The sequence below is a fragment of the Polaromonas sp. CG_9.11 genome, assembly GCF_015752225.1.
GTDB lineage: Bacteria > Pseudomonadota > Gammaproteobacteria > Burkholderiales > Burkholderiaceae_C > Polaromonas.
The window spans coordinates 1-12,887 of the sequence record NZ_JADOVE010000030.1; the positions used below are offsets into that span (position 1 = coordinate 1).

Genomic DNA, 12,887 nt, shown 5'->3' on the forward strand with positions numbered 1-12,887 from the left:
GTTCGATAAATGCTTCGGAATATTTTTGCTTCATTGTTGTCGGTGCGTCTAAAAGAGTATTTTTTAGAGGCGACAACTAGTCTGACACAGGGGGCCCCTGGGCGAGCGGCCCCAAGTGAGCGTCATGTTGGTCGTGGCCCACGTCTCATCGAGAAAGATCAGCCGCCCGTGCCCGAGTCTGGGCTGCTCTGCGGCCCAGGCCGCGCGGGCATGCGCTACGTCGCTTCGCTTTTGCTCGGCAGCGTGCAGCGTTTTTTTCGCGTCAGCCCCAGCCGGGTCAGCGTTTTTCCCATGGTCGTGAGCCCGACCTGCAGGCCGTGCTCGACCTTGACCCACTGGCACAGCTGCGCCAGCGTCTGCTCGGGCGCCAAGGCCACTTGCCCCAGGAGTAGCGTCTTCAGTCCTCCCAGGCGTAGCGGCACATGGTTGTGCTTCGCCCCCGCGCTGGCCTGGCCCATCCGCTCATGGCGCGAATGCACCCGCGACACATAGGCCTGGCTGACATCAAAGCGCGCCGCCACTTCCCGAAGCGTTCCCTTTGCCGCCAGAACCCGATCCCGGAAATCCTGCGCATAAGCCTTGCCGCGTCGCCAAGGCATGATCGTTACCTCCAAATCGGCCTTTGACCATTCGTTCCTCGACCTCGTTCCCTTGTTTTCTTTGCCGGTTAGGGCGGAGCCGCTCTAGAAAACGTGTGGCTGCTGAAAACGTGCGACTGCTATCGAATAGATAGCTGATTACGACCGTGGACTAAGCGCGATTGTCCTCAACGGCTCAAATTTTAGAACTTCAAGCCTGTTGCCGGGCCCGTTGACAGCCCCAACGCAATGTCCGGATCTCCCGGCTGCCATGGCGGGTATTTTTCCATGACCTGCTGAAACAGCGGCCCGCTCTCCCAGTCCAGCAGCCACGCTTTCAGGTGCGGCCAAGGCTGGGCATTAAACCAGGCTAGGTCGGTGTGCGCAAACTGGCGGACAAAGGGCAGTATGGCCATGTCGGCCAGGCTTGCTGCATCGCCCAACAGCCAGGGGTGGCGGTTTAATCGGCTTTGAAGCTCTCTCAGCCAACTGCCCGCGTCCGCCCGGTGCGCCTTGGCAAAGGCCTGCTCGTCGTCCGTGTGTTCATGCTGGTAGCGGTTCGGGTACTTGTAGCGGTCCAGGTGCTGCTTGAAATTGCCGTCGTTGCTGCCAATCAGCGCCTGCATGGCGGTCCGCGTTTCGCGATTCGCCGCAAGCCAGTCGTGCGGGTCATTGAGTGACAGCGCCCAGAGCATGATCTCCAGGCTCTGCTCGATCACCCGGCCGCCGGGCAGTACCAGCACAGGCACTGTCGCCTTGGAAGAGGCGGCCACCAGGTCGGCGGGTTTGCTGCGCAGCACGACTTCACGCACTATGCAGCGCAGGCCGCTGGCCGCAATGGCCAGCCGCGCCCGCATCGCATAGGGGCAGCGGCGAAAGGAATACAGCACCGGAAGGGGTTGAGGCGCTTGGAAAAAAGCGGGCAAGGCCGCTGCCGTGTTCATGTCACTCGCTGCCGTGCTGGCGAACGCCTATGTGCGCTTGGTGGCGCCCTGCAGCCAGCTCGACCTGGCGCTGGCGTTCGCGATAGCCCTGCTTTTGCGCGTCGGTGGTGCGGGCTTGGCAATGCGCGCAACTCACGCCGAGTTCATACAGTGGCGATTTTCGGTCCGCAGCGCTCAGCGGGTCGCGGCAGGACCGGCACAGCGTGAAGTCGCCCGGCTGGAGCCCATGGCCGACCGAGACCCGCTCGTCGAACACAAAGCATTCGCCCTGCCAGCGGCTTTGCGCCTCGGGCATGGTTTCAAGGTACTTGAGGATGCCGCCTTCCAGGTGGTAGACCTCCTCGAATCCCTGCGCCCGCATGTAGGCGGTGGACTTTTCGCAGCGGATGCCACCGGTGCAGAACATGGCCACCCGGGGTTTCTTGCCATCGACCGGCGCCAGCGTGCCGCCTTCTGCCATTTGCTTCTCGACCCAGGCGGGCAGCTCGGAAAAGCTGTGCGTGGCCGGGTTGATGGCGCCCTGGAAGGTGCCGATATTCACCTCGTAGTCATTTCGGGTATCGACCAGCACAACGCCAGGCTCTGCTATCAGGGCATCCCAGTCCTGCGGTTTGACATACTGGCCGGCCATCAGCCCGGGGTGCACGTCCGGCACGCCCAGTGTGACGATCTCCTTTTTCAGCCTCACCTTCATGCGATAGAACGGCATCTGCGCAGCATGCGCTTCCTTGTGTTCCAGCGTGGCCAAGCGCGGATCGCTGCGCAGGAAGCCGAGCACCGCTCGCACCCCTTCAGGCGATCCGGCAATTGTGCCGTTGACGCCTTCCGGTGCCAGCAGCAATGTTCCCTTGACGCCCTGCGCTTCGCAGCAGGCCAGCAGCGGTGCCTGCAGCGTGGAAAAGTCAGGCAGCTCGACAAATTTGTACAGGGCAGCGGTCAGGAAGTCAGGCATGGTCATAAGGGAAATCCAGACGAAAAAAAAGTGGGCGTTGTCGTGCCCCGGTCGGCCAATTATCCCGCTCGCGGTGTTTTGTAACGCCAAGCCCTGTTTCTGGGGAAAAGTGCTTACAGATAATTATGCTGCATTGCAGCAAAATACATCGAACGGTTGAGGCATCAGGAGCCGGCGCATGGCGTTTGCGGCATCGGCCCCATTTCAGACCCCCTAACACCTCACAACGCCAAAGACCCCCATGACAAAAAGTCTGACCAGCCTCTGGCTCAACAATCTGCGCCGTGTCGGCAAGGCACAGCAGGCGCAGGGCCGCAAACTCTTCAAAAGCCTGTTGACGACGGCGGCCAGGACACCGCTGGCCAAAAGCGTCAAGCCTGCCAAGGTCGCCAAGACCCTTCGTACCGCCACCCTGAAAACCGTCAAGGCGGTGATGCCTCCGGGGATAAAAACAGCCAAGCAACGCCGCAAGGCGGCCGCTGCGCCTGCCCGGCCCGCGGCCACGCTGCTGCCGGCACTGCCAGGAAGCTGGAAGAAATCCTTCTTCAGCCAGCCGGGGACGGGGCTGGCGCCGGCGCGTCGGATGATGTACTGGCTTTACCTGCCATCGGGCGTTTGCAAGGCGCCGCTTCCATTGGTCGTGATGCTGCATGGGTGCAAGCAAACCGCAACTGATTTTGCCGCCTCCACCCGTATGAATCAGCTGGCCGAGCGCAAGGGCTTCGCGGTGCTGTATCCGCAGCAATCGGCCGCTGCCGACGCTAACCGCTGCTGGCACTGGTACCGGCGCACCACCCAGCAAGGCCATGGCGATGTCTCGCTGATCGCCGAAATGATCAAACAGGTGGGCGCCCGGAACCGGCTGGACACGACGCGAACCTATGTTGCCGGCCTGTCCGCCGGCGCCGGTCTTGCGACCATTCTGGCTTTGCGCCATCCGCAGCTGATTGCCGCCGCCGGCCTGCATTCGGCGCCGGTCTTTGGCACCAGCGACTCGCCCATGAGCGGCTTCCAGGCGATGCAGCAGGGCGCTGGCGTGCACCACCGGGATGCGGTGAGCGAGTTCACCGACAGCAAGCTGCATTTTCCCGGCATGCCGGTCATGCTGATCCAGGGCAAAAGCGATTCGGTGGTGCGCCGTGTCAATGCAGACCACCTGAGTGCGCAATTTTCAATCGTTGATGCGCCCTGGATCACCAGCACCCACCCGGTGGTGCGCAGCTATGCCGGTCGCAGCAGCGGTCGCAGCCCGCGCCACGCGTACAAGACGACGACCTATTACGCCGGCCGAAAGCCGATGCTGGTCAAGTGCGAGATTGACGGGCTGGGCCATGCGTGGAGCGGCGGCGAAGGCAGCCTGGACTACAGCGCGCCTGAAGGACCGGATGCCACGCTGTTGCTGTGGGCCTTTTTCTCGGGCCAGCAGCGCCAGCAATCAGCGCCTGTGGTGATGTGAGCGTGCTGGCCTGAAGACATTGCCTTTTTCAAGCTGGAAAGGTCTCTTGCGCAATATAGTCGGCCATTGATTGCTATTGTTTTTGATCATTGAAGCACACGGGTCTATTTGTGCTCTTCGGGCGCTGTTTGCCTGACAGCATTCCAGAGACGAACCCGCGCGGCTTTTGTCATATGCTTCATGCGCCTTCCCAAACGCCAGGGCCATGAAACGCGGACCTGCCGCAGCATCCGGTCTTTCCATGCCTTCCACGGCGGGTACGCGCGCGAGAACCAGCCCATTTGCATGAGGGCCGGCTCAGTCAACTGGAACAGGCGCGCGGCCAGCGCAGTGCCTGCGATTTTTGCCGACACCACCAAGCCGAGGCCAATGCCAATGTGACCCTTGCCCAACAGGAACAGCGCCAGCAGCTTGACCGGAATGAGCAATAGCACCGGAACGCAAAACGCCAACAGTGCTGCCCAGGGCGGCAGACGAATGATCAGCCGCTCGATCTGCCGCCACACTGGCAGCCGGCCCAACGCCGCGAAGCATGCCGCCAGCGGTTCCCAGCCCCATTCCTCGAACAGCAGGAACACCGCCAGCGGTGCAAACAGGATGCCTTTGAGAATCCGTTGGAGGAGGGCGATCAAGTTACTTCAGCCATGTCTTGCATGGCCGAAGCTTATCTGAAGGTAGTGTTGCTGTCGTGCGGCAGGTTGATGGTTGAAGCGCGCTGCCCCAGGCGTTGTTCCAGTTCGCCCATGTAGGCGGCCAAGGTGTTGTCCATCTGCTCCATGCGGGCCAGCAGGACCTGTTGCTGCTGGGCAAAACGGTCGGCCATGACGGTTCCCAAAGCCGTTTCGCGATGTTGCTCGGTCACTGCCTGTGCTTCAAGGTATGAGCGCAATTCGGTGAAGCGGGACGCTTCGGCCTTGTCGGCAAGTTCGCGCTGGGCATTGAGTTCTCGGGTATGCGTGCGTCCTTCGAGCACATGCCGGCTTTGCATGTAGATGGTGCTGCCCAGGAAAACGATAAGGGTCGCCAGCAACAGGCCCAGCATCACCAGTCCGAGAGGCACATTGATTGTGGTAAAGCCCAGGCTCAAGGGATTGGGCTGGGTAAATACGTCGACGTTCAAGGCCACGAAGCCGGCCAGCAGCAAGATGGCGACGACCAGAAGAATGGTGCGAAAACGCATGGAGAACTCCCTTTTTGATTGGTATGAATGGCGCGGACGCTGGCCGGTATTGTCGTTGCGCAAGCCGGTTTTCACTGTGGGACAATTCCGCCCTTTGGCGTCAGCAGGCACGGGAGCTGCCGCTGGCGGCAGGCAGAAAATCCTCAATCAGAGAACACATGCATAAAATCATTCGCCAGATCGCGGCCGAAATCAGGGTCCATGAACACCAGATCCGGGCCGCCGTGGAACTGCTTGACGGCGGTGCCACCGTGCCTTTCATTGCGCGCTACCGCAAGGAAGCCACCGGAGGACTGGACGACATCCAGCTGCGCGAACTCGAACAGCGGCTGTCGTACTTGCGCGAGCTGCAAGAGCGCCGTGAAACGGTGCTCAAAAACATTGAAGATCAGGGCAAACTTACGCCTGCGCTGCGCCTGTCGATCGAAGCGGCCACCACCAAGCAGGACCTGGAAGACATCTACCTGCCCTTCAAGACCAAGCGCCGCACCAAGGGCCAGATGGCGCGCGAAGCCGGGATCGAACCGCTGGCCGACCGGCTGTTTGCCGACCCGTCGCGCCAACCCCTGGAAGAAGCGCTGGCCTTCGTGAAGGCCGAAAAGAACGAAAGCGGCGACGACTTCACCACCGTGCAGGCGGTGCTCGACGGCGTGCGCGACATCTTGAGCGAACGCTGGGCCGAAGACGCGCTCCTGGTGCAGTCGTTGCGCCAGTGGCTCTGGGGCGAAGGCCTGTTGTCGTCCAAGCTGGTCAGTGGCAAGGACGAGCACCATGCCGACAGCGCCAAGTTCCGCGATTACTTTGATTACGACGAGCCGATCGGGCGTGTGCCTTCGCACCGCGCGTTGGCCGTGTTCCGCGGCCGGGGGCTGGAAATCCTGGATGCCAAGCTGGTGTTACCGGTGCCGCCTGAAGCCGGCAAGCCAAGCATTGCCGAAGGCAAGATTGCCCTGCACCTGGGCTGGAGCCACAAGGCGCGGCCGGCCGATGACCTGCTGCGCAAATGCGTCGCCTGGACCTGGCGTGTCAAGCTGAGTTTGTCGCTGGAGCGTGACCTGTTCACCCGCCTGCGTGAAGACGCCGAGAAGGTCGCCATCAAGGTGTTTGCCGACAACCTGCGCGACCTGCTGCTGGCCGCACCCGCCGGACCGCGCGTCGTGATGGGGCTGGACCCGGGCATTCGCACCGGCGTGAAGGTGGCGGTGGTCGATGCGACCGGCAAGCTGGTCGAAACCGCCACGGTGTTTCCGCACGAGCCGCGCAAGGACTGGGACGGCTCGCTGCACGCGCTGGCCAGGCTGTGCGAAAAGCACGGCGTCAACCTGATTGCGATCGGCAACGGAACGGCCAGCCGCGAAACCGACAGGCTGGCTGGCGATTTGATGAAAATCATGGAAAAACAGGCTCCGGCGCATGCTGGACAAGCACCAGCAGCTATCGAAAAGGTAGTGGTCAGCGAAGCCGGTGCCTCGGTCTATTCGGCCAGCGAATTTGCCAGCCAGGAAATGCCCGATGTCGATGTGAGCCTGCGCGGCGCCGCCAGCATTGCGCGGCGCCTGCAGGACCCGCTGGCCGAGCTGGTCAAGATCGACCCGAAATCGATTGGCGTCGGCCAGTACCAGCACGACGTGAACCAGAGCGACCTAGCGCGCAGCCTGAGCGCGGTGGTCGAGGACTGCGTGAACAGCGTCGGCGTGGACCTGAACACCGCCAGCGTGCCATTGCTGGCACGGGTGTCGGGGCTGAGCCAGACGGTGGCCAAGTCGGTGGTGCGCTGGCGCGATGCGAACGGCGCGTTTGCCAGCCGCGCCGACCTGCTGAAGGTGACGGGGCTGGGCGCCAAGACCTTCGAGCAGAGCGCGGGTTTCTTGCGGCTGCGCGGTGGTTCCAACCCGCTGGACATGACCGGCGTGCACCCTGAAACCTATTCAGTGGTCGAAAAAATCATGACGCATACCGGCAAGCCGGTGGCCGAGTTGATGGGCCGCGCCGAGATGCTCAAGATGCTGAAACCCGAGCTGTTCGCCAACGAGAAATTCGGCGTCATCACGGTGAAAGACATCCTGGCCGAGCTCGAAAAGCCGGCCCGCGACCCGCGCCCGGACTTCAAGGTGGCGCGCTTCAACGACGGTGTGGAGGATATCAAGGACCTGCAGGAAGGCATGCTGCTGGAAGGCACGGTCAGCAACGTGGCGGCCTTCGGCGCCTTCATCGACATTGGCGTGCACCAGGATGGTCTGGTGCATGTCAGCCAGCTGTCCAACAAGTTCGTGACCGACGCGCGCGAAGTCGTCAAGACTGGCGACATCGTCAAGGTGCGCGTCACCGAGGTCGATGTGGCGCGCAAGCGCATCGCCCTGACCATGAAGCTGGACGCTGCCCCTGTGCGACGCGACGCCCCGCGCGACAACCGGTTTGAAAGCGCCAAGCCTGGCAGCGGAGGACGGCAAGGGCAGGGCGTGCTGCAACCGGCATCGACCGCCATGCAATCGGCTTTCAGCAAACTGGCGGGGCTGAAGAAGTAGCCGGTTCAACCCGGCCCCCGGCAACCACGTTTTTTAACGCTTAAATAGGTCGTTTACGCAATAAGTACGTGCATTGCCAGCTATCTATTCAATAGCGGCAGACGGCGGCCCATTGGGATCTCACATTGAATCTTCAAGCATGGCCTCGTAGTCCTGCGCGCTGGCCAGGCGCGGATTGGTCTGGTGGCAATGGTCGGCCAGTGCGCCTTCGATGATCTGGCCGAACTGTTCGCGTCGCACGCCCATTTCAGCCAGGCCGCCCGCTAGCCCGAGGCGCGTGTTCATGGCTTGAATGGCATCCGGAATCTCGCTGCCCGATGACAGCCCCATGACGCGGGCCATGCGCACCAGTCGCAGTTCCTTCTGCATCGACTCAGCGCCGGCATTGAAGCGCACAACGGCCGGCAGGAACACCGCATTGAGCGAGCCGTGGTGCAGGCGCGGGTCGACGCCGCCCAGGCTGTGGCTCAGCGAATGCACGCAGCCCAGCCCCTTCTGGAAGGCCATGGCGCCCTGCATCGACGCGCTCATCATGTTCAGCCGCGCTTCGCGGTCGCTGCCGTCGCGCGTGGCGCGCTCGATGTGCGCCCAGCCGCGAGCCAATCCGTCCAGGGCGATGCCGTCGGCCGGCGGATTGAAGGCCGCCGACATGAAGGTTTCCATGCAATGCGCAATCGCATCCATGCCGGTCGCGGCGGTCAGTCTGGCGGGCAGGCCGAGCGTCAATTCGGGGTCGCAAATTGCGGATTTCGGCACCAGATGCCACGAATGAAAACCGAGCTTGCGGTGGTCGCCGACGATGATGATGGCGCCGCGCGCCACCTCGCTGCCGGTGCCGCTGGTGGTGGGTACGGCGATCAGCGGGGCGACACGTGCGGTGATTTTGGAAGAGCCGCCTTCAATGGTGGCGTAGCTGGTCAATGGACCTTCGTGGGTCGCAGCTATCGCCACACCCTTGGCGCAGTCAATCGCCGAGCCGCCGCCAACGGCTATCAGGCCGTCGCAGCCGTTGATCTTGTAGAGCTCGGCCGCAGCAATCACCGCTGTTTCCGTTGGATTGGAAGGCGTCTGGTCAAACACCGCCACCGTCAGGCCGGGCAGGGCGTCCAGCGCTTTTTGCAGGATGCCCGCCGCCTTGACGCCCGGGTCGGTCACGACCAGTGGACGGGTAATGCCGACACGTTCGCACTCCTGCTTGAGCAGTTTGAGGGCGCCAAATTCAAACTGGACCTGGGTGACGTAGTAGATGAGGGCCATGGCTGGAGGTCTTTCTGCGATGTACGATTCGAAGCTGTTGACGTGAACCTTACTTTAAAGGCTGTAGGCTATCTTGAATCACAAGCAAACCCTGATGGAGGTCACTTTGGCGATAGGTATTTCGGTGGCGTCGGCCATCCCCTCATTTTCTTCCGCGTTGTTCAGCTAAATGCATTTCCGTCCCCCCGAAAGCCTGCTGACGCCGGCCATGCGCGATGTCCTGAGGCGAATGGCAAGGGCCCATCGCCCGCCTTTTCACACGCTCTCGCCAGGCCAGGCCCGCGCGGCCTATGAAGCCGGCTCGGGCGTGCTGGAACTTCCCAAGCCGGTGCTGGCGCGGGTCTGCGACTTCGGCATTCCTGTGCGTGACGGTCATGTGGTGGCTGCGCGGCTGTATGCGCCATCAACGGAAAAATTGCCGATACTGCTGTACTTTCACGGTGGCGGCTTCACCATTGGCAGCATCACCACCCATGATGGACTGTGCCGACAACTCAGCCACCTGGCCGGCTGCGCCGTGGTGTCGGTAGATTACCGGCTGGCGCCCGAGCACAAGTTTCCCGTGGCAACGCATGACGCCTGGGACACGCTGCAATGGCTCGCCGGTCACGCTGCTGAACTCGGGCTTGACGCCCGGCATCTGGCCGTTGGCGGCGACAGCGCGGGCGGCACGCTGGCCGCGATGTGCGCGTTGCTGGCCCGGGATAGCGGCTTGCCGCTGGCGCTGCAATTGCTGTTCTATCCCGGTTGTGCATCGCATCAGGACACGGCTTCGCACCGCAGGTTTGCCAAGGGTTTTGTGCTTGAGGACATAGACATCGGCTGGTTTTTTAACCATTATTTGCGCGACCCGGCTGACCGCGAAGACTGGCGCTTTGCGCCGCTCAACGCCAGTCATGTGGGTGACACGGCGCCGACCTGGTTCGGGCTGGCCGAATGCGATCCACTGGTCGACGAAGGGCTGCTGTATGCAGACAGGCTGCGCGCCGCCGGTGTACCTGTTGATTTGGAGATCTACCGGGGCGTTACCCATGAATTCATCAAAATGGGCCGCATTATTCCCGAGGCGCGCCATGCCCATGCCGACGCCGCCCGCGCATTGCGCCATGCCTTTCACCTGAAACATCGACCATGAAGCCAAATGATTTCCAGCTTTTTCATCGCTTGCGCGTTCGATGGGCCGAAGTGGATATGCAAAAGATCGTGTTCAACGCGCACTACCTGATGTACTTCGACACCGCCATCACCGACTACTGGCGCGCGCTGGCACTTCCTTATGAGGAGGCCATGACTCAGCTGGGTGGCGAGTTGTATGTCAAAAAGGCCAGCGTCGAATACCACGGATCGGCACGCTTTGACGACCGACTTGCCGTGGCGCTGAAGTGCGAACGGATCGGTAACTCATCGATGGTTTTTACCGGCGCGATCTTCAGGGGTGATGAATTGCTTGTTACTTGTGAACTCGTGTATGTATTTGCCGATCCGGCGTCGCAAACCTCACGTCCCGTGCCGCCTGGCTTGCGCAGCCTGGTCGAGCGTTTCGAAGCCGGTGAATCCATTCTCGAGATAAAAATTGGTGAATGGACAGAATTGCAACTGGATGTTGCAAGTATCCGAAGGGCTGTATTTGTGCAGGACCAGTGCAGTGCACTTGAAGCCGAATGGGATGAATATGACGGTTCAGCCTTGCATGCCGTGGCTTTTAATGCGTTGGGGCAGGGTATCGCGAGTGGCCGGCTGGTCAGGCAACACAACGCTTCAGGCAAGATAAGCCGTCTGGCAGTGCATCGCGCATTGCGGGGTGGAGGGATCGGTCGGGCCATTCTGGGTGCGCTGGTCATTGCGTCCCAGAAACGCGGTGATCACGAAATCATGCTGCATGCGCCGGGCCGTGCGGAAGATTTTTATTTGCGGGAAGGCTTTATGACGCGTGGAGAGCCTTTTATTGAGGCGGGAACCTTGTGCATGGAAATGTTCAAGCCAATCTGAATCAGCGGGCAGCATGGATATTCAAGATTTTTGCACCTGAGCAGTCGCAGCGTTTACGCAGAAACCCCGGTTCGAAATACAAATATCAAAGGAAGTAGATTTTCTCTATGAATGTAATCTACAAGTTTTTTGGTACTATTAAAAATTCATATAAAGAAATCAAAGCTGGAGATAGAAGAAAGTTCATCAACAAGTGAACGCTTGTGTGTCTGTTCTGTCATGTCGATCCTCAAGAATTTCCCTGGAATCGTTTCTAAAACTTTGCTGGCCACCAACACCGTACTGCTGCGCGTGCCGTAGCCATGTTCAGGAGAATCCACGAACACGCTGGACAAAGCCACTTCCATGGCATGGCTCAACCCAGTTGTCGGCGAACTGTGAAATGGAGCCGGTGCGCGATTGCCAAGCGCCGTCCAGAGCAGTCCTTGCCATGAATCATCCTGCGAATTGGACTGCGCTTTCTTTTGCAACGACGCCATCAACGCATTTTTCAGTGCGAGTGACTTGGGCCATGGCGCATCAAGTGCTGCATTCGACAGTCCGTAGACACCAGGGACGAGCGTTTTGGAATGTAGGCCTGACAAAGGCGCAACCGGTCGGTTCGTCATCCACGTCCAGGTATTTTTCTGCACATCACCCAGCACCAGGTTAAATCCACCGTACCGTTGACTGTCCTTTTCAAGCAGGGCTCCAAATGAAGCGGTATCGCCGTGGCTTTCAAGCCAGCGTATTACCAAATCACCCCGTGAAAGCGCGGCCAATTCAGCCTTGGGTTCGCGGACATTCGTGAGAAATGCCACCCGCCCGGCTGGTGTGATTCCCAGCCATGTTCCACCTGCGCGCAGATCGCGTCCGGAAATGATTTCTTGCCCGCAAGCCGTTTGCCATCGATCAAGCGGCAGCGTCGGGCGATCAAGGAATTCGTCACGATTGGAGGCTATTACCAAGGGGCAGCCCGGCGAAGCGCCGATAGCAAACGCAATCAGGCACATACCTGAATTTCCGTTGTCCTCATGGCATCAGATATCTTCAAGCAATGGGTAAGGCAGTGGCAGCAGTGTCAGAGCCGGTCCAGCAGCGTTAGCCAGGCTCAAGCGCTTTACCCCGGATTGCGCAGCTGCATCTGCCGCTGCGGCGGTCTGAATCGACACGATCGCATCGAAGCCGCCCGCTGGATGCGCAGCAGATGCAGCCACCAGACCGCAAGGCTGGTCACTGTCTTGCGCATGAAAGACCTCTTGGCCTGGTGCAGGCGCAGAATCGGTATCGGCATGAACCAGATACGCACGGCGCTTGAGCGTGCCGCGAAACTGGCTGCGGGCAACAATTTCCTGTCCGGGGTAGCAGCCTTTCTTGAAATTCACGCCGCCGACCGACTCATAGTTGAGCATTTGCGGCACAAACGACTCAAAAATAGACTGGCTGATTGTTGCAATTCCCGATTGCACTTCAAGCCAGTTCCACAGTTCCAATCCAATACGCTCGCCCTTGGGCACAGGGGACGCGCTCGGACCACACCACATCGCCCGCGCCTGGCCGGCGCCTGGATAGAGAAAAATCAGGTTTGCCTCATCAATATCGACCTTGGTCCAGACTGGCTGGGCGCTGGATGCAATAGAGTCAATAGCATTGCCCGTCAGGCCATACAGCAGAAAATCGTCTGTGGCATCGCTGAGTTTTGCCTTTGCACGCATCACAAACATCGACAGCCGCTTGAGCGTGGCGGCTAGAAGGTCCCGGCTGCACACCAGCAGGATATCTTCCGGGCTGCGCTTGAACAAAACAAAGCTGGCCTGCATCCGCCCCTTGGCATTGCAGAATGCCGCGAGCCGGGCTTGCGTCGGTTCCAGCAAAGCCACATCCTGTGTCAACTGGCCCTGCAGGAACTTGACAGCTTCTTCGCCGACGGCACGGATGATCCCGAGATGCGCCAGCTTGACGACGCCCGAGATTGGAGAGACTGAACTGGTCATGGTCATGAGGAATTCGCTGTAAAAGTGAAGATG

General features: G+C 60.5%; 12 protein-coding genes. 4 read left to right on the plus strand and 8 right to left on the minus strand.

Annotated features, from left to right (window positions below; genetic code table 11):
- Window positions 1-215: 215 nt before the first annotated feature.
- The 3 genes from IWX85_RS18300 to IWX85_RS18310 form a co-directional block, all read right to left on the minus strand.
- Window positions 216-599 (minus strand): hypothetical protein, encoded by a 384-nt coding sequence (locus tag IWX85_RS18300; protein ID WP_196870703.1) that lies wholly within the window; start codon window positions 597-599, stop codon window positions 216-218.
- A 182-nt stretch (window positions 600-781) separates the two neighbouring features.
- A complete protein-coding gene (locus tag IWX85_RS18305; RefSeq protein WP_051984424.1) occupies window positions 782-1,522 on the minus strand; it encodes a glutathione S-transferase in 741 nt (246 codons plus the stop codon).
- Between the two features lies 1 nt (window position 1,523).
- Entirely contained in the window at window positions 1,524-2,474 is a 951-nt protein-coding gene (locus tag IWX85_RS18310) for a rhodanese-related sulfurtransferase (protein ID WP_036814114.1), read from the minus strand.
- 241 nt (window positions 2,475-2,715) lie between these two features.
- On the opposite strand from IWX85_RS18310, the gene IWX85_RS18315 reads away from it, so the two are divergent.
- Entirely contained in the window at window positions 2,716-3,930 is a 1,215-nt protein-coding gene (locus IWX85_RS18315; RefSeq protein ID WP_196870704.1) for a PHB depolymerase family esterase, read from the plus strand.
- 104 nt (window positions 3,931-4,034) lie between these two features.
- Here IWX85_RS18315 and IWX85_RS18320 read toward each other — a convergent pair whose 3' ends face one another.
- Together IWX85_RS18320 and IWX85_RS18325 are read right to left on the minus strand one after the other, a co-directional pair.
- On the minus strand, window positions 4,035-4,562 hold the full coding sequence (locus IWX85_RS18320; RefSeq protein ID WP_231379952.1) for a hypothetical protein: 528 nt from the start codon (window positions 4,560-4,562) through the stop codon (window positions 4,035-4,037).
- 32 nt (window positions 4,563-4,594) lie between these two features.
- On the minus strand, window positions 4,595-5,110 hold the full coding sequence (locus IWX85_RS18325) for a hypothetical protein (RefSeq protein ID WP_036814107.1): 516 nt from the start codon (window positions 5,108-5,110) through the stop codon (window positions 4,595-4,597).
- Window positions 5,111-5,268: 158 nt separating this feature from the next.
- On the opposite strand from IWX85_RS18325, the gene IWX85_RS18330 reads away from it, so the two are divergent.
- A complete protein-coding gene (locus tag IWX85_RS18330) occupies window positions 5,269-7,635 on the plus strand; it encodes a Tex family protein (RefSeq protein WP_196870705.1) in 2,367 nt (788 codons plus the stop codon).
- A gap of 120 nt (window positions 7,636-7,755) precedes the next feature.
- Here IWX85_RS18330 and IWX85_RS18335 read toward each other — a convergent pair whose 3' ends face one another.
- Window positions 7,756-8,892 carry an iron-containing alcohol dehydrogenase gene (locus IWX85_RS18335; RefSeq protein ID WP_196870706.1) on the minus strand — a complete coding sequence of 379 codons (1,137 nt, stop codon included), beginning with the start codon at window positions 8,890-8,892 and terminating at the stop codon, window positions 7,756-7,758.
- Between the two features lie 169 nt (window positions 8,893-9,061).
- On the opposite strand from IWX85_RS18335, the gene IWX85_RS18340 reads away from it, so the two are divergent.
- Both IWX85_RS18340 and IWX85_RS18345 read left to right on the plus strand, forming a co-directional pair.
- Complete coding sequence (locus IWX85_RS18340; protein ID WP_196870707.1) at window positions 9,062-10,027, plus strand: alpha/beta hydrolase; 966 nt, start codon at window positions 9,062-9,064, stop codon at window positions 10,025-10,027.
- A complete protein-coding gene (locus IWX85_RS18345; protein WP_196870708.1) occupies window positions 10,024-10,881 on the plus strand; it encodes a YbgC/FadM family acyl-CoA thioesterase in 858 nt (285 codons plus the stop codon). The genes IWX85_RS18340 and IWX85_RS18345 overlap by 4 nt, the downstream gene beginning before the upstream one ends.
- Window positions 10,882-11,027: 146 nt before the next feature.
- On the opposite strand, the gene IWX85_RS18350 is transcribed toward IWX85_RS18345, so the two are convergent.
- Window positions 11,028-11,873 (minus strand): NRDE family protein, encoded by an 846-nt coding sequence (locus IWX85_RS18350; protein ID WP_196870709.1) that lies wholly within the window; start codon window positions 11,871-11,873, stop codon window positions 11,028-11,030.
- A 27-nt stretch (window positions 11,874-11,900) separates the two neighbouring features.
- Window positions 11,901-12,860: a folate-binding protein YgfZ gene (locus IWX85_RS18355; protein WP_196870710.1), complete on the minus strand. Its 960-nt coding sequence runs from the start codon at window positions 12,858-12,860 to the stop codon at window positions 11,901-11,903.
- Window positions 12,861-12,887: the final 27 nt, after the last annotated feature.